Source organism: Sphingobacterium sp. WM (genome assembly GCF_029542465.1).
GTDB classification, from domain to species: domain Bacteria; phylum Bacteroidota; class Bacteroidia; order Sphingobacteriales; family Sphingobacteriaceae; genus Sphingobacterium; species Sphingobacterium cellulitidis.
Genome location: NZ_CP120709.1, coordinates 2,163,491 through 2,185,919, shown reverse-complemented (window position 1 = coordinate 2,185,919; position 22,429 = coordinate 2,163,491). Strand labels below are relative to the sequence as shown.

General features: G+C 35.9%; 22 protein-coding genes. 10 read left to right on the top strand and 12 right to left on the bottom strand.

The window, feature by feature from the left end; all coding sequences use genetic code 11:
- Positions 1 to 44 precede the first annotated feature (44 nt).
- Positions 45 to 938 (top strand): flagellar motor protein MotB, encoded by an 894-nt coding sequence (locus PZ892_RS09440; protein ID WP_094256494.1) that lies wholly within the window; start codon positions 45 to 47, stop codon positions 936 to 938.
- 73 nt (positions 939 to 1,011) lie between these two features.
- Here PZ892_RS09440 and PZ892_RS09435 read toward each other — a convergent pair whose 3' ends face one another.
- From PZ892_RS09435 to mazG, 4 genes are read right to left on the bottom strand one after another with little or no spacing between them, the layout of a single operon-like run.
- Positions 1,012 to 1,785 (bottom strand): sulfite exporter TauE/SafE family protein, encoded by a 774-nt coding sequence (locus tag PZ892_RS09435; protein ID WP_094256493.1) that lies wholly within the window; start codon positions 1,783 to 1,785, stop codon positions 1,012 to 1,014.
- Positions 1,775 to 2,443, bottom strand: coding sequence for an HAD family phosphatase (locus tag PZ892_RS09430; RefSeq protein ID WP_094256492.1), 669 nt, complete (start codon positions 2,441 to 2,443; stop codon positions 1,775 to 1,777). Before PZ892_RS09430 ends, PZ892_RS09435 begins: the two co-directional genes overlap by 11 nt.
- A gap of 53 nt (positions 2,444 to 2,496) precedes the next feature.
- Positions 2,497 to 3,672 (bottom strand): serine hydrolase, encoded by a 1,176-nt coding sequence (locus PZ892_RS09425; protein WP_277710917.1) that lies wholly within the window; start codon positions 3,670 to 3,672, stop codon positions 2,497 to 2,499.
- 52 nt (positions 3,673 to 3,724) lie between these two features.
- Positions 3,725 to 4,528 carry a nucleoside triphosphate pyrophosphohydrolase gene (gene mazG / locus PZ892_RS09420; protein ID WP_094256490.1) on the bottom strand — a complete coding sequence of 268 codons (804 nt, stop codon included), beginning with the start codon at positions 4,526 to 4,528 and terminating at the stop codon, positions 3,725 to 3,727.
- Positions 4,529 to 4,611: 83 nt separating this feature from the next.
- On the opposite strand from mazG, the gene PZ892_RS09415 reads away from it, so the two are divergent.
- On the top strand, positions 4,612 to 4,920 hold the full coding sequence (locus PZ892_RS09415) for a hypothetical protein (protein ID WP_094256489.1): 309 nt from the start codon (positions 4,612 to 4,614) through the stop codon (positions 4,918 to 4,920).
- A gap of 124 nt (positions 4,921 to 5,044) precedes the next feature.
- Entirely contained in the window at positions 5,045 to 5,986 is a 942-nt protein-coding gene (locus tag PZ892_RS09410; protein WP_182498586.1) for a hydrogen peroxide-inducible genes activator, read from the top strand.
- A gap of 14 nt (positions 5,987 to 6,000) precedes the next feature.
- On the opposite strand, the gene PZ892_RS09405 is transcribed toward PZ892_RS09410, so the two are convergent.
- From PZ892_RS09405 to PZ892_RS09390, 4 genes are all read right to left on the bottom strand, one after another.
- On the bottom strand, positions 6,001 to 6,591 hold the full coding sequence (locus PZ892_RS09405; protein ID WP_277710916.1) for a riboflavin synthase: 591 nt from the start codon (positions 6,589 to 6,591) through the stop codon (positions 6,001 to 6,003).
- A 544-nt stretch (positions 6,592 to 7,135) separates the two neighbouring features.
- Complete coding sequence (nhaA, locus tag PZ892_RS09400) at positions 7,136 to 8,323, bottom strand: Na+/H+ antiporter NhaA (protein ID WP_277710915.1); 1,188 nt, start codon at positions 8,321 to 8,323, stop codon at positions 7,136 to 7,138.
- A gap of 107 nt (positions 8,324 to 8,430) precedes the next feature.
- Positions 8,431 to 9,741: an ABC transporter permease gene (locus PZ892_RS09395; protein ID WP_277710914.1), complete on the bottom strand. Its 1,311-nt coding sequence runs from the start codon at positions 9,739 to 9,741 to the stop codon at positions 8,431 to 8,433.
- 15 nt (positions 9,742 to 9,756) lie between these two features.
- Positions 9,757 to 10,662: an ABC transporter ATP-binding protein gene (locus PZ892_RS09390; RefSeq protein WP_094256484.1), complete on the bottom strand. Its 906-nt coding sequence runs from the start codon at positions 10,660 to 10,662 to the stop codon at positions 9,757 to 9,759.
- Between the two features lie 104 nt (positions 10,663 to 10,766).
- Here PZ892_RS09390 and yihA point away from each other — a divergent pair, with 104 nt between their 5' ends.
- The 5 genes from yihA to cmk all read left to right on the top strand — a co-directional run bounded on the left by yihA (position 10,767) and on the right by cmk (position 15,822).
- Entirely contained in the window at positions 10,767 to 11,378 is a 612-nt protein-coding gene (gene yihA, locus PZ892_RS09385) for a ribosome biogenesis GTP-binding protein YihA/YsxC (RefSeq protein ID WP_094256483.1), read from the top strand.
- Positions 11,379 to 11,381: 3 nt separating this feature from the next.
- Entirely contained in the window at positions 11,382 to 12,233 is an 852-nt protein-coding gene (locus tag PZ892_RS09380; protein WP_094256482.1) for a 4-hydroxybenzoate octaprenyltransferase, read from the top strand.
- Between the two features lie 95 nt (positions 12,234 to 12,328).
- On the top strand, positions 12,329 to 14,713 hold the full coding sequence (gene topA / locus PZ892_RS09375; RefSeq protein WP_277710913.1) for a type I DNA topoisomerase: 2,385 nt from the start codon (positions 12,329 to 12,331) through the stop codon (positions 14,711 to 14,713).
- Between the two features lie 6 nt (positions 14,714 to 14,719).
- The gene (locus tag PZ892_RS09370; protein WP_094256480.1) at positions 14,720 to 15,133 is read left to right on the top strand and encodes a hypothetical protein; all 414 of its coding nucleotides are present in this window, start codon (positions 14,720 to 14,722) and stop codon (positions 15,131 to 15,133) included.
- Positions 15,134 to 15,138: 5 nt separating this feature from the next.
- Positions 15,139 to 15,822, top strand: coding sequence for a (d)CMP kinase (cmk, locus tag PZ892_RS09365; protein WP_277710912.1), 684 nt, complete (start codon positions 15,139 to 15,141; stop codon positions 15,820 to 15,822).
- Positions 15,823 to 15,874: 52 nt separating this feature from the next.
- Here the strand turns inward: cmk and PZ892_RS09360 are convergent, their stop codons facing one another.
- The 4 genes from PZ892_RS09360 to PZ892_RS09345 all read right to left on the bottom strand — a co-directional run bounded on the left by PZ892_RS09360 (position 15,875) and on the right by PZ892_RS09345 (position 19,150).
- Positions 15,875 to 16,168 (bottom strand): hypothetical protein, encoded by a 294-nt coding sequence (locus tag PZ892_RS09360; RefSeq protein ID WP_094256478.1) that lies wholly within the window; start codon positions 16,166 to 16,168, stop codon positions 15,875 to 15,877.
- 184 nt (positions 16,169 to 16,352) lie between these two features.
- Complete coding sequence (locus PZ892_RS09355) at positions 16,353 to 17,552, bottom strand: pyridoxal phosphate-dependent aminotransferase (protein ID WP_094256477.1); 1,200 nt, start codon at positions 17,550 to 17,552, stop codon at positions 16,353 to 16,355.
- Positions 17,553 to 17,697: 145 nt separating this feature from the next.
- On the bottom strand, positions 17,698 to 18,072 hold the full coding sequence (locus tag PZ892_RS09350; RefSeq protein WP_094256476.1) for a DUF1573 domain-containing protein: 375 nt from the start codon (positions 18,070 to 18,072) through the stop codon (positions 17,698 to 17,700).
- A gap of 112 nt (positions 18,073 to 18,184) precedes the next feature.
- Positions 18,185 to 19,150 (bottom strand): KpsF/GutQ family sugar-phosphate isomerase, encoded by a 966-nt coding sequence (locus PZ892_RS09345; RefSeq protein ID WP_182498589.1) that lies wholly within the window; start codon positions 19,148 to 19,150, stop codon positions 18,185 to 18,187.
- 109 nt (positions 19,151 to 19,259) lie between these two features.
- Between PZ892_RS09345 and recQ the strand changes: the two genes are divergently transcribed.
- Together recQ and kdsA are read left to right on the top strand one after the other, a co-directional pair.
- A complete protein-coding gene (gene recQ / locus PZ892_RS09340) occupies positions 19,260 to 21,449 on the top strand; it encodes a DNA helicase RecQ (RefSeq protein ID WP_277710911.1) in 2,190 nt (729 codons plus the stop codon).
- A 7-nt stretch (positions 21,450 to 21,456) separates the two neighbouring features.
- Positions 21,457 to 22,272, top strand: coding sequence for a 3-deoxy-8-phosphooctulonate synthase (kdsA, locus tag PZ892_RS09335; RefSeq protein WP_094256473.1), 816 nt, complete (start codon positions 21,457 to 21,459; stop codon positions 22,270 to 22,272).
- Positions 22,273 to 22,429 lie beyond the last annotated feature (157 nt).

Here is a 22,429-nt window from a genome sequence, read left to right as displayed (position 1 = left end):
TAACATTAGCGTAATAAATACGAATAGAAACAAAATCAAGCGTTATGATTAAGAGAATTAGCGTACCATTATTATTAATGTCAGCCTTGTTGATTACCTCTTGTGGAGTTAGCAAGAAAACACACCGAGCTTTGGAAGCTCAGTATAAAGAATTGGGTGATAAATATAACCAAAGTCAATTAGACCTTGCTGAAAGCAAAACCAGAGTAAAAAGTTTAGAAGAACAGCTTGAGATTGAACGGAAGAATAATGCAGGATTGAGAGAAGCTTTAGCAAAACTTCAAGGAACTTTGGATAATAGTATTAACCAAAATACGCAAGGAAATGTCAATATTTCCAAATTGGTGGATGAAATCAACGCCTCTAATAAATACATTCAACATTTAGTAAATACCAAACAAAAAAGTGATTCACTTAATATGGTGTTGACAAACAACTTGACTCGTTCACTTAGCCGTGAAGAAATGCAAGATGTGGATGTTCAAGTTTTAAAAGGTGTGGTTTATATTTCATTATCTGATAATATGTTATATAAATCAGGAAGCTATGAAATTTCAGACCGTGCGGGCGAGACTTTATCAAAAATTGCTAAGATCATCCAAGATTACAAAGATTACGATGTGTTGATTGAAGGTAATACTGATACAGACCCGATTTCGAAACCAAATATTCGTAACAACTGGGATTTAAGTACCTTGAGAGCATCTTCTGTTGTTCAAGCATTACAGAACACTTATGGTGTAGATCCTAAACGCTTGACCGCTGGTGGACGTGGTGAATACAACCCAGTTGCTAGCAACAATAGTGCAGACGGAAAATCTAAAAACCGTAGAACTCAGATTATCATTACCCCTAAACTTGATCAGTTTATGGAGTTAATTGATAAGGCTCCGGAAACAGAGAACTCTGAGGTTCCTGTCGACACAACATCGTTTTAAACTATACGATTATATAAAATAGAAAAGGGAAGTCTACATTTAGACTTCCCTTTTTCTATAATATTTTGATTTACTAGCCGAACATCAGCATCAATGAAGATATGATGACTAAAGCTAGAATAACAATCTTAAATTCTTTCTCAGGAATAACTTTCACAAGTTTGATACCTATGTAACCTCCCAATAAAATAAAGGGAATAGCTAAGCAATTTAAGATAATGCCTTCCCAGGTCAGGTTCTTCCAAACGAATAGCTGCAATGGAATTTTGGAGAAATTAAGGATCATAATGAACCAAGCTCCAGTAGCTACCAAGGTTACCTTATTGAGTTTTCTAGTCAACAGATAAATAGTCAGGGCTGGACCGGCAGCATTGCCAATCATCGTCGAGAAACCTACTAATAATCCGAAGGCTGGTGAATACCACCAGTTATCCGTAAAATCCTTGCTGTCCTGACTTTTTTTGGCCTTATTTGTTCCCCAAATCATCAAAAGTACACTGATGAATATACAAGCACCCATAATAAATTTAAAGGTTCCATCATCAATATATTCCCCAACAAACAATCCTATAAATAAGCCCAACATGGAAAAGGGAAGCATGGATTTTATTTCTGACCAAATAAATTGCTTCCGATAATAGATTACAGCCAATAAATCAGCCATACACAAAAGAATTAGAACTATCCCCGTAGAGAATTTCGCCCCAAACAAGATCGCAAACATAGGAATGGTAAAGGTTCCTACATTTTGAATACCTGTTTTAGAAACTCCGATAAGCATGGCGCAGAAGAAATAAAGGATCCACGCGCCAGGGGAGGGAATTAGTTCTAATGCATTATCCCACATGCTGCTCGTAAAGTGATTTTAGTCTATCTACGCTCATATTTTTATAGTTGTCAATATAATCCAGACAAACTGGTAAATCTTCCTTTTTATGCGAGCTAAGAACGCCAATTACATTCATGTCTGCATTTAATCCTGCAGTAACTCCTGAAAATGAATCTTCAAAAACAAAACAATGTTGAGGGTTCATGTTTAGGTTATTAGCTGATTTCAAATAAACTTCAGGATGAGGTTTATGTAATTCTACATTTTCAGATCCTAGCGTAGATTGAAAGAAATTTCTGATTTCCAATACATCTAGAATTAAGTCCATATTGGCACGCGGAGCTGAGGTAGCAACTCCCGTTTTGATATTATTCTCTTTTAAGTTATTTAGAAAATCCGGTAAATAAGGGATTGGCTTTGCTTCAGATTTGTAGATTTCTCTGAAAAGTCCTTCTTTTTCTCTTTCTAGACTTAATAACTCTTCTCCGGCAATATGTCTTTTGAAGAAATGAGTGAAAATATAGCTATTGTGTTTGCCATACATATGTTTCTCGAATTCTTCATCAGAATATGGGATTTGATATTTGTCAAAAAATGCTTCAAAGGCTTGGGCATGGTATGGATTAGTGTGGGCAATTACGCCATCCATATCGAATATTACTGCTAATTCTTTCATTGCAGCAAAAATACAAATATTATCTATAGAACCGCTTTATTACAGGAGTTTGGCTAATTATTGTTGACTCTGTTGCCTAGCATAATATATGCCTGTTCGATAAAATTATAGAAAGCTGATCCAGGGTTACTTCTTGGTTTACCACCAATTCCATGTCCAAGACGAACGATGATTAAATCATCTTGTGGGATTACAATAACATATTGCCCCAAGTGACCATCCATATAAAAGTAATCCTTGTCCTTGTATTTTCCAATCCACCAACCGTATCCATATTCAGGTGATGCCGGGAAAGTATTGGTAACCGATTGCTGGATATAGGCAGAGTCTAAAAGTTGATTTCCATTCCATTGGCCATGCTGCAGATACAACTTGCCAAATCTTGCAAAATCCCGAGCATTAGAGGCCACACAACAATATGCCTTTTCAATGCCATTTTTTTCACTGTCCACTTGCCAAAGTGCAGTATGTTCAGCACCCATTGGTTTCCAGAAATATTGTGATAGTAATTCAGATAAGGACTTTTTAGTAGCACGTTGTAAAGCAATGCCTAAGAGTTGGGTATCACCACTTTTATAAATAAATTCTTGTCCTGGTTGATTATTGATTGGGAGTTGATCCAAGGTGCCAACTATATCCTTGTCAAAATATAATCTGGTGGTAATTGAGAAAGGATCGTAATAACTTTCATCCCATTTCATACCTGAACTCATAGAAACCAAGTCTACCATTTTTAGGGAGTCCGCATATGGACCAATCAATTCGGGAACAAAATCCTTAACCTTCTGTTGAAGGCTTTTTACTTGGCCAGCTTCAATTGTTTTTCCTAATATCGCGGCTACCATACTTTTTGCCATTGAGAAGGAATTAGATCTTGAAGAATCTGAATATCCATCATAGTATTCCTCAAACCAGATACTGTCCTTATGAATGATCATATAAGCTACTGACTTCCATCTTTCATGGATGCTTTTTAGGCTATCTGTAATTTTGACAGAGTTATATTCTTTTGAAATATTCCAAGGTTGAGGCTGACCAATATCGATGCTATGGTTATCAAAGAATCGGTAATCGTCTAGGTAAGCGGTTTTGTGTCCATGAAGATAAGTGACATAAACACCTTTGATTAGAAAGTCTTTACCTGTTGCATATAAATAGATTACGGCTACTAATAAAACTGATCCGAGGATTATTCCGAGCCACTTTAGAAACTTCAAAAGAATTTGCATACGATTGGTTTTGTGCCGTATTAAAGTTATCAAGAAAATAACAGAAGTCCAATTATTTCAGCTTTTTAGCTTCATTCCAGTAAACATCCATTTCCTCCAAAGTCATGTCTTTTAATACCTGTCCATTTTCGGCTGCTTTAGCCTCCAAATAGGTAAATCTATGGATGAATTTTTTGTTGGTTTTTTCAAGGGCATTTTCGGGATTGATGCCAATATGTCTAGCGTAGTTGATCAAAGAAAATAAGAGGTCTCCAAATTCAGCTTCTGCTTTTTCTTGGTCAATGGCGCCAGTTTTTAAGTCAAATTCAGCTTTGAATTCTGCCAATTCCTCTTCAACTTTATTCCAAACTTCCGTTTTATCCTCCCAATCAAATCCAACGCCACGAACCTTGTCCTGAATACGATAAGCTTTAACTAAGGCAGGCAGACTTTGAGGGACACCTTGTAAAACAGATTTATTGCCTTCTTTCAATTTGATAGACTCCCAATTTTGTTTGACTTCCTCGTCATCTTTAACCTGGATATCTGAATAAATATGAGGATGGCGAGTAATTAACTTGTCGCAAACGGCATTCAAGACATCAACAATATTAAATTGGTTTTCTTCATCCGCTATTTTAGCATAAAAAACCAGGTGCATCAATATATCTCCGAGTTCCTTTTTAATTTCTTGATAATCCTTCTCTAGAATGGCATCAGTTAGCTCATACAACTCTTCGATTGTCAAATGCCGCAAAGATTCCATGGTTTGCTTTCTATCCCATGGACATTCAATCCTTAAGGTGTTTAATACGTCGAGTAATCTTTCAAATGCTTCTGGGGCTGTGTGTTTTGTAGGAGGGGGGATATGAGCCATGTTCTAATTCTTACTTTGTTATATCTAATTGAAACAATACTCAAAGTTATGTGTTTTTATAGAAACGAACATAAAAATATAAAATGGATAAGACTTTTAAATATGCAACCATGACGGAAGCCTTGGATAATCTGTCTAAAAAAGGATATACCATAGATTATAATGTGGAGTTTGATCAATTGTCAGATGAAGCAGCAATTTATGAGATCGATGTTTTGTATAGATATGAAGGCGAATCAGATCCTGCGGATGAATCTTCAGTGTACGGAATAAGAAATACTAAAACCGATGAAAAGGGAGTATTTGTTGCCGGGAATTTATCCTTGATTGAAGGGAAAAAACGAGATATCATCTTGGATTTAGAAATGAAATACAAGCAGAATCATCATTAAAATGATCTGTTGATTAACACGAAGCCTAGATTTATCCAGGCTTTGTTTGTTTTATGTCTTATTTAAATGCTGATTACGAATAACATGATAACTTCAGTACATTTGTATAGTTAAAATTTATAGAATGACTCTAGTCCAATTAGAATATATTATTGCTGTCGACACTTACAGAAGTTTTGTTGCTGCTGCTGAAAAATGTTTTGTCACACAACCTACCTTAAGTATGCAGATCCAAAAATTAGAGGAATCCTTAGGCGTTAAAATATTTGATAGAAGCCGCCAACCTGTAGTTCCAACAGAAATTGGCGAAAAAATTATCGAACAGGCAAGAACGGTATTGACCGAGAGCAAGAAAATCTCCGAGATTCTTCAAGCTGAACGTGGCGAATTGACCGGAGAGTTGAAAATTGGTGTAATACCTACTGTCGCACCATATCTTTTACCTACTGTAATTTCAAGCTTTATGAAGAAATATAACAAGCTTAAATTACAAATCTGGGAGTATACAACAGAACAGATAATTCAGGAATTGAAAATTGGAACTTTGGACTGTGGTATCCTATCCACTCCGTTGCATGACCCGGTAATTCAGGAAATCCCACTCTTTTATGAAACATTTGTTGCCTATGTTTCCGAAAAAAGTCAGGTCTTCGAGAAGAAAATGATCAATATTGAAGATATTTCGAATGAGAAATTGTGGTTGCTAAATGAAGGCCACTGCATGCGGGGACAGGTTTTGAATATTTGCAATTACAAGCACAACCAATCCAAGGAAGGAACCTTTGATTATAATACCGGGAGTGTAGAGACTTTGAAGAGGATGGTAGATTTGAATGGTGGATTGACCATTTTACCAGAAATGAGCATTTCTAATTATGATGAGGATCAATTGGCTCATGTCCGTTATTTTAAAACTCCTGAACCTGTTAGGGAAATCAGTTTGGTGACTCCTCAGAACTACGTCAAGAAACATGCTATCAATATGTTGAAGAATGAGATCTTAAATGTCGTTCCTGAGAAGTTTAAATCAAAACGTAAAAAAGAAGTAATGGGCTTTTCAGTATAAAAGCCCATTTTTTATTAATCTCTTAAAGCAAGCAGCTTGCTTACATATTTCCCAATAATATCGAACTCTAAATTTACAGTAGAACCAACCTCAATGGTTTTAAGATTGGTATGCTCTAAAGTGTAAGGTATAATCGCTACTGAGAAGCTATTTTTTTCAGAATTCACAACTGTTAAACTAATTCCATTGACAGTGATGGAGCCTTTTTCAACGGTCATATTGTTTAATTTTGAATCGTATTCAAAGGTATAGATTGCACTACCTTCCTGAGGTTCAACCGCAGTACAGATAGCGGTCTGATCCACATGGCCTTGTACAATATGTCCATCCAGACGACCATCTACTTTAACACATCGCTCAAGATTTACAAGATCGCCAACCTTCAACTTTCCTAAATTACTTTTTTCTAATGTCTCATGGATAGCAGTGACTTGATGTTCATCACCTTCAAGACCAACAACTGTTAAACAAACTCCGTTGTGGGATACACTTTGATCTATTTTGAGTTCTGCGCTAATGGATGATTCAATGAAGAAATGAATATTGCTCTGTTCTAACTCAATTTTCTTAACTGTTCCTAATGTTTCTATAATGCCTGTAAACATATTTCTGAATGTTTTTTTCAAATATAATATAAACAATTTTCTCCGGAATCAGGGGAGGGTAATAATTTATTTTAAAAAAGATTTGGATATGTGTAAAATGTACACTATCTTTGTGGTATCATAATTTAGGTTTATAATTGGTTATTAAAGGTTTTCATTCTCCCCGTTTGAAAACCTTTATTTTTTTAATTTTATTCCTCTGATTTCCAACAAGTTAATTATTTTATACATTAGAATACGGTTTATTTCCTAGAATAAATTTGGAATTTATATAAGTAAATATCTATCTTTGTCTTAGGTTTAGGTTGATTACCTCATATAAGAGGTTATTTTTTAAAGCTTGAGCAATCGCCCGATTGACTCAAGCTTTATTTTTTTTATAAGGTTTTTTCTTTCCAAATTTCCTGATATCTGTAGCTTTTATTTTCGTTTTAGGACAATTGAATTTATTTAAATATTTACTTAAAGTAGAATGCGCGCATATTATTTTATATATGCGCGCATTCTTTTAATATTTATGCAAAAAAGGCGTTACAACTTGTAATTATTCCTCAACATGAAATTTGTCCTTTTTTGCTACAAAAGAAAGGTACATATAGCCGCAAGTACCTGATATTAAGGACCCAATAAGCACCGCGAATTTTGCTTCTTCAATAAATAGGGGATCCTTGAAGGATAGCATTGAAATAAAGATTGACATCGTAAATCCAATACCACCTAGCATCCCGACACCAATCATATGTTTCCATCCAGCCATATCAGGAAGATTAGCTATTTTGGTCTTAACACAGATCCAGGTTGTCATGTAGATACCAATGGTCTTTCCGAAGAATAACCCTAGAATAATACCCAAACCTAAGGGGGTGCTCAATCCTTGTACCATATCACTATGAATACTGATATTGGTATTTACTAAGGCAAACAATGGAATAATAATAAAATTAACAGGATTGGCCAATGCATGTTCTAATTTCTCTAAGGTAGACTCACTCTCATCCGGTGTAGTAGGTAAGGTCATGGCTACCAAAACTCCTGCAATCGTAGCATGAATGCCTGAGTGATGGATAAAATACCAAATGAATAATCCAGGGATTATATAAGCCCAAACACTTTTTACACCTGTTCTGTTGAATACAACTAGTAATGCGAGGATTCCTCCAGCATATAATAAATAAGTGTAATGTAATTCGGTAGAATAGAATATTGCAATAACCAAGATTGCTAATAGGTCATCGACGATAGCTAAGGCTGCTAAAAAGATCTTCAAGCTCGGCGGTACTCGTTTATCCAGCAAGGAGATAATGGCAAGGGCAAACGCAATATCCGTGGCCATAGGAATTCCCCAGCCATGATGAGAAGCCTGATCATGATTAAAAAATGTATAAATTATTGCCGGTACAATAGCACCTCCCATAGCTGCCAAAATTGGTAATAATGCATTTTTGGGAGATGATAATTCACCTTCTACAAGCTCACGTTTGATCTCCAATCCAACGAGTAAAAAGAATATAGCCATCAAACCATCATCAATCCATTGCTTGACAGAATACCTTAATTGAATAGTTTCATTTTCGTATCCCAACTTGAATTGTAAGAGTTCATTGAACTGGGTTGATGAAGGTGTATTTGCGATCACTAATGATATGATCACACATAAAAACAGAAGAATCCCTCCAGATGTATTAGAAGAAAAAAACTTCTTAAACACCGACAGATTAATTTTTTCAGTCATGTGATTTCCGAGTTTGAAATTTATTACAGCAGTCCAAAGGTAGGAAAAATTTAAAAGCCCTTCCAAATATTCAATTGGAAGGGCTTTTTCTATAGATAAAGATTTTATTATCCTTTATATCGGAACCATTTCACTAATTCCTTAAAGCTAGCTTTCTTACCATACATCAGGATTCCAATACGATAGATTCGTGCTGCAACCCAAGTTGTGAATATAAAACCGGCTACTAAAAGTATAAAGGAAACGGCTATTTGCCATGTAGGTACACCAAATGGAATCCGGACAAGCATAGCAATAGGAGAGGTCAATGGAATAAAGCTTAACCAGGTTGCTATGGGGCCATGAGGATTGTTAATTAACACCCCAAATGATAAAATATAGGCCAACAACAATGGTGTTGTAATAGGCATCGTAAATTGATTGGCTTCGGTTTCACTGTCCACAGCAGATCCTACAGCCGCAAATAGTGCACTATACAGCATATAACCACCAATAAAGAATAAAAAGAAACTAATCAATAATTCCGGAATGTTAACAGCATCCAGAGCTGTATTTACTTCCGAAAGAATGGAACTATTGTCCATTTCGGCACCTTGAGGAGCTTTTTGAATCATCTCTTGTTGAAACTCGGCTTTATCAATCAAAGTATTGGAAGCAATTCCTATCAATCCGAAACTCAGGATAATCCAAAGAACGAACTGGGTAATCCCCACTAAACCAATTCCAATAATCTTGCCCATCATCAACTGAAAAGGTTTCACCGATGATATGATCACTTCAATGATACGATTAGATTTCTCTTCAATAATCCCGCGCATAACCTGAGCACCGTACAGAAATAAGGATAAGTAAATCAAAACAGATAATGCCATTGCAATTCCCATGGCTATTCTTGTATAACTATCCTTCGCTTCCCCTGTTGAGGTGATTTCCTTTGCAGCAGTTTTTACCTTGGTATCGATACTTTTAATTTTCGTAGCATCGATATTGAGCTCTTTGTATTGGTAGTTTAATAGAATGTCCTCCAACTGCTCTTCAACGGAGGCTTTGGTATTAATATTAGGTTTTCCAGATGATAGAAATTCAATATTATGGGTCTGATAAAAATCTTCAGGAATCATTAATATGTTCGTATTTCCATCTAGATCCTTGATCTTTTGAATCTGATCATTCAAATCAATAGTCGAATGCGTAAAGGTGATTTGCTCTGTGTTTTTTAGCAATGGACCTACTTCTTTGGTGTTATCTACCACATAAATCAAAGCACGCGAATCTTCAAAGCTCTTTTTTGTTAGGAAGAAAACCCCAACATACATTCCTATAAAAAATAACGGCACCAGAAAAGTAGTCAGCAAGAAGGATTTTTTCTTAACCCTACTTAAATATTCTCTTTGGATGATTAATAATATCTTGTTCATATACTTTCTGGCTTATTATTTAGTTACTTTATCAATAAAGATATCATGCATGGAAGGGATGATTTCAAAGATCTGTTGAATTTCAATTTGAGGAATCAATTGAACTAATACATCATTCAATGATTTACCTTCTGGAATTTGAATGGTCAAGGTATTTCCACCATTTTTCTCATTTTCTAGATTCTGCCATAATGATTCATCCAACTGAATATTGCTAGTTTCTGGTTTTAAACTATACTCAATTTTATAAGTTTGATTTCTATAGTTGTCTTTGATTTCTTTGACAGAACCTTCAAGAATGACTTTCGATTTATTCAACAGTGCAATATTATCACATAATGCTTCAACGGATTCCATCCGATGCGTAGAATAAATAATGGTAGCACCTTTTTTATTGAGTTCTAGAATCTCATCTTGGATAACTTGAGCATTTACCGGATCAAACCCTGAGAATGGCTCATCTAGAATAATAAGGTCAGGCTCATGCATTACTGTCGCTACGAACTGAACTTTCTGCTGCATTCCCTTACTTAGATCCTCAACTTTTTTATCCCACCAGCTCTCGATTTTTAACTTCTCAAACCAATATTTTATTTTTTCCTTTGCTTCTTGTTTGCTTAACCCCTTCAATTGGGCTAAGTAGATCATTTGATCTCCAATCAACATTTTTTTATAGAGGCCACGTTCTTCAGGTAGGTAGCCAATTTTTCCAATATGGGAAGAATTCAGGGGTTCGCCTTTAAAATAGATCTGCCCAGAATCGGGCGCAGTTATTTGATTGATGATACGGATTAAGGATGTTTTCCCGGCACCATTGGGTCCTAAAAGACCAAATATTTTCCCCGTTGGTACATGAATAGAAACATCATCTAAAGCCTTATGATGTGCATATTGCTTAACAATATTCTTGATTTCGAGCATAAAATTAGATTTGATGCTGAAATTATGAATTTTTCTTGAATTGAATGAGTTTTACCCGTATTTATGATGAGAAATAAAAAGGTTTTTAATCGTACCTTTGCAATATGAATATCAATCGTGCAGAATTCTTAACCAGTAATACGGATGTAACAAAACTTCCAACGCCAGACAAAGCAGAATATGCTTTCATTGGTCGTTCGAATGTTGGAAAATCATCTCTGATCAATGCTATTACACGAAGAAAAGGTTTGGCTAAAACATCGCAAAAACCTGGAAAAACCCAGCTTATCAACCATTTCATTATTAATGATGATTGGTATTTAGTCGATTTACCAGGCTATGGCTTTGCGCAAACCTCAAAAAAGAACCGTGCCGAGTGGGAAAAATTTATCCGTGAATACCTTACAAGACGCGAAAATCTTCAATGCGTATTCGTCCTGATTGATAGTAGACATGAGCCACAGAAAATCGACCTTGATTTTTGTTATTGGCTAGGAGAGCAGGGAATTCCTTTCTTTCTCTTATTTACGAAAGCTGATAAACATTCAATGGTAAAATCAGACCAAAATATCGCTAAGTTCAGAAAAGCCTTAAAAGTTTGGTTTGAAGAAGTGCCTGGCCATATATTAACATCCTCTGAAACAAAGTTGGGTTGTGAAAAAGTATTGGAAACCATTCATGAAATCAATCAAAATTTTGTTTCTCCCTTAGAGTAGGATATGAAAAAATACATGTCTCTTGTGCTTTTCGCACATAGTATATTTGCGCTTCCCTTTGCAATTATTGGCTTTTTTCTAGCAATTCATACGACAGACTATCATTTTGAATGGAAACTATTCCTATTAATGTTGGTATGTATGGTGACGGCTAGAAATGCTGCCATGGCATTTAATAGATATTTGGACCGTGATATTGATGCCTTAAATCCGAGAACAGCAGTCCGGGATATTCCTGCAGGAAGAATCAGCCCTAAACAAGCATTATTATTTACTATAGTAAACTGTATCGTGTTTATGGTTGCTTGTTATTTCATCAATTTTATGTGTTTCGTCCTATCTCCGGTGGCATTATTCGTCATTCTTTTCTATTCATATATGAAAAGAATATCGCCTTTATGTCATATTGTATTAGGGATAGGTTTGGGTTTAGCACCAGTAGGAGCATACCTTGCGGTCACAGGAGTATTTAATATTATACCGATTTTTTACGGATTGGCAGTAGTGACTTGGGTGAGTGGATTCGACATTATATATGCTTTACAAGATGAGGAATTTGATAAGGCAAATGGGTTGAATTCCATCCCTGCGAATTTTGGAGGTAAGACCGCATTAAGAATTTCTGAAGTTCTTCATGTCCTGTCATTTATATTTGTTCTCCTTCCAGTCTTTTATATGCCGGTGGGTATATTATATTATATAGGTGTTGCTTTTTATGGCGCATTATTAATTTATCAGCATCGAATTGTAAGTCCAACAGATTTAAGTAGGGTAGACCGTGCTTTTATGACCACCAATGGTATTGCCTCAGTGGTTTTTGCCCTATTTTATTTACTTGATATTTGGATTAATTGATAGGTGATTGTTCTCACTTTTTTGGCCTTTTGGTTAAAAAAGAATTTGCATTCCATTTTGAAATCGTTTTCTTTGCATCAAATCATAGAATTTAAATGGCAAAAAATTTATTGATAGTCGAGTCACCAGCAAAGGCTAAAACAATAGAAGGGTATCTAGGCAAAGATTTTTTAGTGAAGTCCAGTTATGGTCACATTCGCGATTTAGTGAAAACTGATGATGCGATTGATACCGAAGATAATTTCAAACAGAAGTATGAAGTTCCTTCGGATAAGAAAGCTTTGGTTAGTGAATTAAAGAAGTTAGCGAAATCTGCAGAAACAGTATGGTTAGCGTCCGATGAGGACCGTGAAGGAGAGGCTATTTCCTGGCATCTATACGAAACATTGGGCTTGAAAGACGATAAAACTAAACGTATCGTATTTCATGAAATTACCAAACCTGCCATTTTAAAAGCTATTGAGTCCCCTAGAAAAATCGACTTTAATCTTGTAAATGCGCAACAAGCTCGTCGTGTATTGGATAGATTAGTAGGTTTTGAATTATCACCTGTACTTTGGAGAAAAGTTAAACCTTCGCTTTCAGCAGGTAGGGTACAATCTGTTGCTGTTCGATTAATTGTTGAACGTGAAAGAGATATCAATAAATTCAACGCGGAAGCAGCATTTAAAGTTGTTGCTATATTTAATACAGGAAATGCGAAAGACCGTTTTAAAGCGGAATTACCAAGCAGATTTGCAACCGTAGAAGAAGCAAATCAATTCCTGAATGATTGTGCGAAAGCCGCATTTAATATTAAGAGTTTAGAGACTAAACCTTCTAAACGTACTCCATCAGCACCATTCACAACTTCAACACTACAACAAGAAGCAAGTAGAAAACTTGGATTCTCTGTTGCTAGAACCATGCAGGTTGCTCAACGTTTATATGAAGCAGGACGTATTACTTATATGCGTACTGACTCGGTAAACTTATCTGACACTGCATTACAAGGTGCTCAAGCCGAAATTATTAATGCTTATGGCGAGAAGTATCATAAACTTCGCCAATACCGTACGAAGAGCGCTGGAGCCCAAGAAGCTCACGAAGCTATTCGTCCTACATACTTTAATGATCATAGCATTGATGGTGATAATTCTGAAAAACGACTTTACGAACTAATTTGGAAGCGTGCCATCGCTTCTCAAATGAGTGAAGCAGAATTTGAAAAAACAACAGCTAAAATCTCCATTTCAACCAGATCTGAAGATTTAGTAGCAACCGGTGAAATCATGAAATTTGATGGTTTCCTAAAGGTTTATTTTGAATCATCTGACGATGATAACGATGAAATTGACTTGGATAACTCTGATAATGCCATTCTTCCTCCATTGACTAAAGGTCAAGACCTTAATCTGGAGATTATGCATGCTACAGAGCGTTTCTCAAGACCTCCAGCAAGATTTACCGAAGCTTCTTTGGTTAAGAAATTAGAGGAACTTGGAATCGGACGTCCTTCAACATATGCACCTACCATTTCTACTATTCAAAACCGAGGTTATGTGGTAAAAGAAGATCGTGATGGTAAAGAAAGAACCTACAGAGTTCTTACATTAAATGGTAAAGAAGTTACATCTCAAACAAAAACTGAAATAACAGGGGCAGAACGTAATAAAATGTTCCCTACAGATATTGGTGTCCTAGTAAATGATTTCTTGGTTCAACACTTCAAAGGAATTGTAGACTATCACTTCACAGCGAAAGTTGAAAAGGAATTTGATGAGATCGCTCAAGGTTTCAAAGAATGGACTCATATGCTTTCGAACTTCTACGGACCTTTCCATTCGGAAGTTCAAAATACCTTGGATAATGCAGATCGTGCTACGCACGAACGTGAATTAGGTGTTGACCCTGTTTCTGGTAAACCAATTTCAGTACGTGTGGGACGTTTTGGTCCGCTAGTGCAAATTGGTACTGCTGATGATGAGGAAAAACCGATCTTTGCTTCTTTGCGTAAAGGTCAAATGATTGAAACCATTACCTTGGAGGAAGCATTAGAATTATTTAAACTTCCTAAAAAAGTAGGGGAGTTTGAAGGCAAAGAAATGACGGTAGCAATTGGTCGTTTCGGGCCTTATATCCGCCATAACAGCAGCTTCTATTCATTACCTAAAGGACTGGATCCTTTGGATGTGGAACAAGAGCAAGCTATCCAAATCATCGAGGAAAAACGCCAAAAAGATAAAGATAAGGTCATCAAGATTTTTGATGAGAACCCAGAGGCCAAAATTGAAAATGGCCGTTGGGGACCTTTCGTAAGATTTGGAAAACAAAACTTGAAGATTCCTAAAGGAACTGAAGTTGAAAAAATCACTTATGCAGATGTGTTGAAATGGGCTGAAGAGGATACAAAATCTCCTTCCGCTAAGAAAACCGCAAAAGCGACTAAAACAACTAAAACTGCAAAAACTACTAAGAAAGCAACTGCCAAAAAGAAATAGGTAATAATGAAAAAGGATCTACCCTTAAATTTAGTTGAAGATATATCAGTTGCCGTGGTATTGGAAGCTGAATCTCCAACTGCTAAGGTTTGGAATGTATACCTCGTTAATGAGAAAGATATTGCCATCCAAAATGTACTTGTTTCCTCCAAAGGTTATGGTATAAAAGATGGTAAAGATGTCAAAACTACTGTGTTGAGACATTTCATTGGTGATATGGAGGCACATTCTTCTAAAAAAATCGAAGCTATAGATCCTCAGGTTTTTGGATTGACTAATGAATATTGGTTAAGCTACTATATTGACGGTACTATTTATGATAAAAAATACGTTTTCTTACCAGAAAGTATTGTCGATGAAAATCTTATAAAAATTCCATTGGTTAATAAACCAGGGGTAATGATTGGAGGAACGAACTAAATCAGATGAAGAATTTCGTAATTGCTATTGATGGATTTTCCTCTTGCGGGAAAAGTACGGTTGCAAAAGCCTTGGCTAAGGAATTGAATTTTGTTTTTATTGATAGTGGTGCAATGTACAGAGCAGTAACGCTGTATGTACAGCAAAACAACATCGATATAAACGATGATCATGCCATCTCTACAGCCTTGGAAAATATTCATATTGATTTTGTGCCTAATCCTGAAAAGCCCCATATTCTATTGAATGGAATTGATGTTTCAGATGCAATCCGTACTATGGAAGTTTCTGAATATGTTTCTGAAGTAAGTGCTGTAAAAGCTGTTCGTACGGCCATGGTAAAGCAGCAACAAGCATTAGGTAAAAAACGGAATATTGTGATGGATGGTCGTGATATTGGTACCACGGTTTTCCCGAATGCAGATCTAAAAATATTTATGACTGCAAGTCCTCAGGTTCGTGCTGAACGTCGATTTGCAGAATTATCCGCCAAAGGTGAACAATTAACCATGGAAGAGGTAAAAGAAAACTTGGCACATAGGGATCATATTGATAGTACGCGTGAAGAAAGTCCACTTAGACAAGCTGAAGATGCTATAGTTTTGGATAATTCTGAGTTAAATCAAGTAGAACAATTGAGTTTTGTTATTCAATTAGTACAAGATAAAATGGAACTCCCAAAAGCTTAACTCAAAAAATAAGATATTAAAAAAGGCCTCAAAATTTTTGAGGCCTTTTCTATTATTTCATATTATCAATCTCTTGTTGTTGTTTCAATTGATCGATATTATTTTTACTTCCAAACTCATCTGTCTTTTCTTGGAAGGAATTTAGGATTTCCAGAATTGCTTCAGAGTTATCTGCTGTACGTTGATAGATATCAGGAATCTTAGATTCAATTGTTTTGTCTCCTAATTCTATATTATCAATTTCAACTTTAGCTATTTTTTCTAAAACAGCCTGCTGGCTATTTCTAATGTCCTCTAATTCTCTGGATATTTTCTCCATTAATTCGAATTTCTTTAATTTATCCATAAATATTTTTTCATTAGTTTCTACTATATAAACGCCAAAGTTGATGTTTTGTTGTGTGTTTTTTATAAACGGCTATTATTCAGTAGATTAAAAGCAAAAGTTTATGTATTTATTAAACTAATTCTTCCATAAAAAAAAGTCGTTATTCAAAATAACGACCTTTCTATTTATGCTGTGAAGGAACTTAGATAGTTCTTCCTGGATATTCTTGTAGGCCTTTTTCTAAACAAACCAATGCTTTTTTCAAGTCTTCTTGATTCAACACATAGGCCAATCTAACTTCATTTAATCCTGCACCTGGCGTAGAATAGAATCCTGTAGCAGGAGCCATCATTACTGTTTCGTTTTGGTATGAGAATTTCTCTAACATCCATTGGCAAAATTTATCTGCATTATCGATCGGTAATTTCGCGATAACATAAAATGCACCTCCTGGATTCGGACAAAATACGCCTTCAATTTTATTTAAGCCATTTACCAAAGTGTCTCTTCTTGCCGTATATTCTTTCGATACCGCTTCAAAGTAACTATCTGGAGTATCAACTGCTGCTTCACCAGCAATTTGCCCTTCTAATGACGGACTTAATCTTGCTTGTGCAAATTTCAAAGCAGTCAAATATAATTCCTTGTTTTTCGTGATGATGCAGCCAATTCTTGCTCCACATGCAGAATAACGTTTAGAAACCGTGTCAAATACCACAACGTTTTCTTCTAAACCTTCTAGTTGCATCGGTGAAATAAACTCACGACCATCATAACAGAATTCTCTATAAGCCTCGTCAGAGAATAAATAAAGATCATGCTTTAAACACAATTCCTTTAATGCTTCTAACTCTTCTCTGGAATATAAATATCCAGTCGGATTATTAGGGTTACAAATTGCAATTGCTTTCGTTTTTTCGGTGATAACTTTTTCGAAATCTGCAATTGAAGGCAATGCGAATCCATTATCAATAACAGACATAATCGGTTTTACAATAATGTCAGCAGAACATGCAAAGCCATTATAGTTCGCGTAGAATGGTTCTGGAATAATAACCTCTTCTCCCGGATTCAAGCAAGCTTGCATCGCAATTGTAATCGCTTCTGATCCACCGTTAGTAACCAATATATCGTTAGGAGTGATGTTATAATTCAATTTATTATAATACTCAGCTAATTTAGTACGGTAAGAAAGTGTCCCTTCTGATGACGTATATGCCCAAACTTTAAAATCAATGTTCTTTAAAGCATTTAACATGATTTCCGGAGTTTCAATGTCCGGTTGGCCAATGTTCAAATGGTAGATTTTCTTTCCTTCTCTTTTTGCCTGATCTGCAAATGGAGTCAGTTTTCTAATAGGGGATGCTGGCATGTTGATGCCCTTTTGAGAAATAGTTGGCATTATAATTTAATTATGTTTTTTATCCCTGCAAAAATACAAATAAAACTGAGCATGTCCTAAAAAATGAAAGCCGACTTAGTTAAAGCCGGCTTTCATTTTTTTTATATACTTTCTAGGTTTTTGGAAAACCTGAAAAATTAATTCCTTATTCAACTATACCTTTAATGGTAAGTGTTTTTACTGGAGTTTTTGTATTCGATTTTACAATAAAGGACTTCGTAAATGGTCCTTTCGCTGCTGCATTAAAGGTAACTTTAATAGTACCAGCTTCTCCAGGTTTTACTGGGGTTTTGGTAAATTCTGCTACAGAACAGCCACAGGTAGGTTGAACATCTGAAATAATGATTGGTTCATCCCCAGAGTTACTAAATTTATATTCGTATGAAACAGGCTTGTTCAATGGAATCTTTCCAAAGTCATGTGTTTCCTTTTCAAATTTAAACTCAGCAGCCAACATTCCCATCGCCGTCAAACTAATAAATGCAATAATTACTGCACATATACTTGTAATCTTTTTCATCGTTTCAATTTTTTCGTTGCTTTACTCAATCAAATCTAAGACCATTTTTATAAGAATACGATTCTTTATGCATTTTTTGAAATAATTACACAAGAATATTACAATAAAGCATTTAGATAATGCCTTCTTTTAAAATGTCTTGCAAATGAATAATCCCCGCATATTTCCCTGAATCTGTCACAACCAATTGTGAAATACTATTCTGACGCATCAAATGAAGCGCATTCGCCGCTAATTCTGTTTTGTCAATTTTCTTAGGATTTACAGACATAATCTCCTTCGCAATTAACCCACTAACGTCAGTATGCTTTTCCAACATCCTTCGAATATCTCCATCTGTAATAATTCCTAAAATTTCTCCTCCATCAATTACTACCGTTGCACCAAGTCTGAATTCTGTGATACTGATCAATACCGATCGTACATCTGCATTCGCCGAAACTTGTGGTAAGCCATTATGATCGGATAAATCTCCAACTTTCAAGTACAATTGTTTTCCCAATGCTCCACCTGGATGGTATTTTGCAAAATCCTGATCGGTGAACTGCCTTTTGTTTTGTAAACAAACAGCAATTGCATCACCCATGGCTAATTGAACCGTGGTACTGGTCGTTGGAGCTAAATTATTAGGACAAGCCTCACGAGTAATGCTTGTATCTAAGATATAATCTGCTTGTTCTGCTAAAAAGGATTCTTGATTACCAACCATGGCCACCAAAATATTACCTGTTTGCTTCAAATAGGGAACCAATACTTTGATTTCTGGGGTATTTCCACTTTTTGAAATGGCAATGATTAGATCATCCTCCTGAATAATTCCTAAATCACCATGAATCGCATCTGCAGCATGCATAAAAATAGAGGGGGTACCTGTTGAATTTAATGTCGCGACAATCTTCTGGGCAATGATGGCACTTTTTCCAATTCCCGTCAAAATCACCCTTCCTCTTAAGGTCAAAATTCTCTCTATTACTTCTACAAAATCGTTGTTAATCTTCTCTGAAAGTGCCAATACGTTCGCTGCTTCAAGTTCAAAAGTGCTCTGCGCCAACGATTTGATATCTATATTGTTTTTCACGTATTATTTCCTTAATTTTATGTATAAATTTGATGTATTCGCTACAAAAATACATTATTTAACACGTATTATTCATACCGTTATTACATCTATTTATTTTGCATAGTCAATGGAAATAGAAAAATCACTTTTCGATAATCTTCAAGATTTTTTTGGGTTCGATACTTTTAAAGGCGATCAGGAAGCAATTATTACAAATGTTCTTAATAAGAAAGATACTTTCGTAATTATGCCGACTGGTGGCGGAAAGTCAATCTGTTATCAGTTGCCAGCTCTGATGAGCGAAGGTACTGCTATTGTTATTTCTCCGCTAATCGCGCTGATGAAAAATCAAGTCGACCAAGTCCGAGCCTTCGGTGGTAGAGATAGTATAGCTCACTTTTTGAACTCTTCTCTTACCAAAAATGAAATTCAGCGCGTCAAACAAGATGTGCAAGATGGTAAAACAAAACTCCTCTATGTTGCTCCTGAATCCTTGGCAAAGGAAGAAAATGTGCAATTCCTGAAGAGTATTACAGTTTCCTTCGTCGCTGTCGATGAAGCCCACTGTATCTCCGAATGGGGGCACGATTTCAGACCTGAATATCGTAAAATCCGCCAGGTAATCAATGATATAGGCGAGAATATCCCTATTATCGCTCTTACTGCAACTGCTACTCCAAAAGTTCAATCAGACATTCGCAAAAATTTGCAAATGACTGATGCTAGCTTGTTTAAGTCTTCTTTCAACCGTACTAACTTGTACTATGAAGTAAGACCTAAAGAAGATGTCATCAAACAGATTGTTCGTTTTATTAAGAGTAATTCTGGGAAAGCTGGTATTGTTTATTGTTTGAGCCGCAAGAAGGTAGAGGAAATCGCTGAAGTCCTTAATATCAACGGAATTAAGGCTTTACCTTACCACGCTGGATTGGATGCCAAAACTAGGGCAGAAACGCAAGACAAATTCTTGATGGAAGACATCGAGGTTATTGTCGCTACGATCGCCTTCGGAATGGGAATCGATAAACCGGATGTGCGTTATGTCATTCACCATGACATCCCTAAATCAATGGAAGGCTACTACCAGGAAACTGGGCGTGCTGGACGGGATGGGGGTGAAGGTTATTGCTTGGCTTTCTATTCCGAAAAAGATGTCGAAAAGCTAACAAAATTCATGAAAGATAAACCTGTTTCTGAAAAGGAAATAGGTACTCAGATATTAAAAGAGGTTATCGATTATTCGGAATCTGCCGTTTGTCGTAGAAAACAAATCCTTCATTATTTCGGCGAAAAGTTTGATGAGACCGGTTGTAATTCAATGTGTGATAATTGTAGAGCAGCAAAAACTTATTTTGATGCTGAGCAACCTCTCTTAACTGTCCTAAACTTTATTAAAGAAGAAGGCGATAAATTTGATGATCAGCATATTATCAATATGTTAATCGGTCAAAATAATCAACCAATATCTAAATACAAGCATGATACACATTCGCTATTTGGATCTGGAAAGGAGCAAGGGGTCAATTTCTGGAACTCCTTGATTCGTCAGGCTGAACTCGCTGATTTTATTAAAAAGGATATCGACCATTATGGCTTGCTGCAATTGACTCCAGGTGGGAAAAAATATATCAATAACCCATATCCATTGAAGTTTATCTTAAACAAACCAATGGAAATGTCTAAAGCAGACTCTTCTGAAGATGCTGGCGGCCAAACTGGCGCATTGGATACCGAGTTGTTGAAAATGCTGAAAGACCTTCGCAAGAAAATTGCTAAACAGAAATCATTGCCTCCGTTTGTAATTTTCCAAGACCCTTCTCTGGACGAAATGTGTACTCATTATCCTATTTCAATGGATGAGTTGAAGCAAATCCAAGGAGTAGGCTCAGGTAAAGCCATGAAGTTTGGAGCTCCATTTATTGATTTGATCAAGAAATATGTGGATGATAATGATATTGATAGACCGCAAGACTTGGTGATCAAAAGCACCGCGAATAAATCTGCTCTAAAAGTATCCATTATTCAAAATATTGATAGAAAAATCAGTTTGGAAGATATCGCATCTTCTAAAGGCATTAGTTATGAAGACTTATTATGTGAAGTTGAATCCATCGTAAATTCCGGAACAAAATTGAATATTGGATATTTTGTAGATGAGATGATAGATCAAGATCGTCAGGATGAAGTCTATGACTATTTTAAAACTGCTGAAAATGATGGTATTGATACGGCATTGGATGAACTAGGAGAGGAGGATTACTCCTTTGAAGACATCCAATTGATGCGTATCAAATTTATGTCGGAACTAGGTAATTAAATTATATATGATTAATACATATTTGCCAGAAATTAAAAATGGCAACTCTTCTTCATTTTTCCTGATGGCGGGACCTTGTGCTATCGAAGGTGAAGAAATAGCATTACGTATTGCTGATAAAATCGTCAACATTACTGATAAACTAAATATCCCTTATATATTCAAAGGTTCTTACCGCAAGGCAAACCGTTCTAAGGGAAATTCATTTACTGGTATTGGGGATGAAAAAGCATTGAAGATCTTGGAAAAAGTGAGTAAAACTTTTGGGGTACCAACTGTTACTGATATTCACGAAAGCCATGAAGCTGCAATGGCTGCAGCATATGTAGATGTCCTTCAAATCCCTGCTTTCCTTTGTAGACAAACAGACCTTCTACAGGCTGCTGCTGAAACAGGAAAAGTAGTGAATATTAAAAAAGGACAATTCCTATCTGCTGAATCCATGAAATTTGCAGTAGAGAAAGTACAAGATGCCGGAAACCCAAAAGTGATTCTTACTGATCGCGGAAATACATTCGGATATCAAGACCTTATTGTAGATTATCGCGGTTTACCTGTCATGAAGTCTTTCAATGTACCAACCGTTATGGACTGTACACATTCACTTCAACAGCCGAACCAAAGTTCTGGAGTTACAGGTGGAAAACCAGAATTAATTGAAACTATCGCAAAAGCTGCAATCGCAGTGGGAGCAGATGGCCTCTTTATTGAAACTCACCCAGATCCAGCTAATGCTAAATCTGACGGCGCTAATATGCTCCACCTAGATCTACTAGAAGATCTACTCGTGAAATTGCAAAGAATTAGAGAAGCAATTCTATAAAACAAAAAAGCTGGTCATTACAAAATGACCAGCTTTTTTATCTTTTAAGAATGAAATGGATTATTAATCAGAGGAATATAAAAAATATTAAGAATTTTCAGCCTTTCCACTATCTCACATCTCAAATCTAGCATCTCAAATCTCACTATCCCTTTCC

Excerpts from the sequence above, each read along its gene's own strand:
- PZ892_RS09355 (WP_094256477.1), bottom strand. The coding sequence starts at position 17,552 with ATGCCAACTATTTCTCAAAAGGGCATCAACATGCCAGCATCCCCTATT.
- PZ892_RS09350 (WP_094256476.1), bottom strand. The coding sequence starts at position 18,072 with ATGAAAAAGATTACAAGTATATGTGCAGTAATTATTGCATTTATTAGT.
- topA (WP_277710913.1), top strand. The coding sequence starts at position 12,329 with ATGGCAAAAAATTTATTGATAGTCGAGTCACCAGCAAAGGCTAAAACA.
- PZ892_RS09440 (WP_094256494.1), top strand. The coding sequence starts at position 45 with ATGATTAAGAGAATTAGCGTACCATTATTATTAATGTCAGCCTTGTTG.
- yihA (WP_094256483.1), top strand. The coding sequence starts at position 10,767 with ATGAATATCAATCGTGCAGAATTCTTAACCAGTAATACGGATGTAACA.
- PZ892_RS09405 (WP_277710916.1), bottom strand. The coding sequence starts at position 6,591 with ATGTTTACAGGCATTATAGAAACATTAGGAACAGTTAAGAAAATTGAG.
- PZ892_RS09425 (WP_277710917.1), bottom strand. The coding sequence starts at position 3,672 with ATGCAAATTCTTTTGAAGTTTCTAAAGTGGCTCGGAATAATCCTCGGA.
- PZ892_RS09380 (WP_094256482.1), top strand. The coding sequence starts at position 11,382 with ATGAAAAAATACATGTCTCTTGTGCTTTTCGCACATAGTATATTTGCG.
- PZ892_RS09410 (WP_182498586.1), top strand. The coding sequence starts at position 5,045 with ATGACTCTAGTCCAATTAGAATATATTATTGCTGTCGACACTTACAGA.
- PZ892_RS09390 (WP_094256484.1), bottom strand. The coding sequence starts at position 10,662 with ATGCTCGAAATCAAGAATATTGTTAAGCAATATGCACATCATAAGGCT.
- PZ892_RS09430 (WP_094256492.1), bottom strand. The coding sequence starts at position 2,443 with ATGAAAGAATTAGCAGTAATATTCGATATGGATGGCGTAATTGCCCAC.
- PZ892_RS09370 (WP_094256480.1), top strand. The coding sequence starts at position 14,720 with ATGAAAAAGGATCTACCCTTAAATTTAGTTGAAGATATATCAGTTGCC.
- PZ892_RS09360 (WP_094256478.1), bottom strand. The coding sequence starts at position 16,168 with ATGGATAAATTAAAGAAATTCGAATTAATGGAGAAAATATCCAGAGAA.
- PZ892_RS09435 (WP_094256493.1), bottom strand. The coding sequence starts at position 1,785 with ATGTGGGATAATGCATTAGAACTAATTCCCTCCCCTGGCGCGTGGATC.
- mazG (WP_094256490.1), bottom strand. The coding sequence starts at position 4,528 with ATGGCTCATATCCCCCCTCCTACAAAACACACAGCCCCAGAAGCATTT.
- recQ (WP_277710911.1), top strand. The coding sequence starts at position 19,260 with ATGGAAATAGAAAAATCACTTTTCGATAATCTTCAAGATTTTTTTGGG.
- nhaA (WP_277710915.1), bottom strand. The coding sequence starts at position 8,323 with ATGACTGAAAAAATTAATCTGTCGGTGTTTAAGAAGTTTTTTTCTTCT.
- PZ892_RS09395 (WP_277710914.1), bottom strand. The coding sequence starts at position 9,741 with ATGAACAAGATATTATTAATCATCCAAAGAGAATATTTAAGTAGGGTT.
- cmk (WP_277710912.1), top strand. The coding sequence starts at position 15,139 with ATGAAGAATTTCGTAATTGCTATTGATGGATTTTCCTCTTGCGGGAAA.
- kdsA (WP_094256473.1), top strand. The coding sequence starts at position 21,457 with ATGATTAATACATATTTGCCAGAAATTAAAAATGGCAACTCTTCTTCA.
- PZ892_RS09415 (WP_094256489.1), top strand. The coding sequence starts at position 4,612 with ATGGATAAGACTTTTAAATATGCAACCATGACGGAAGCCTTGGATAAT.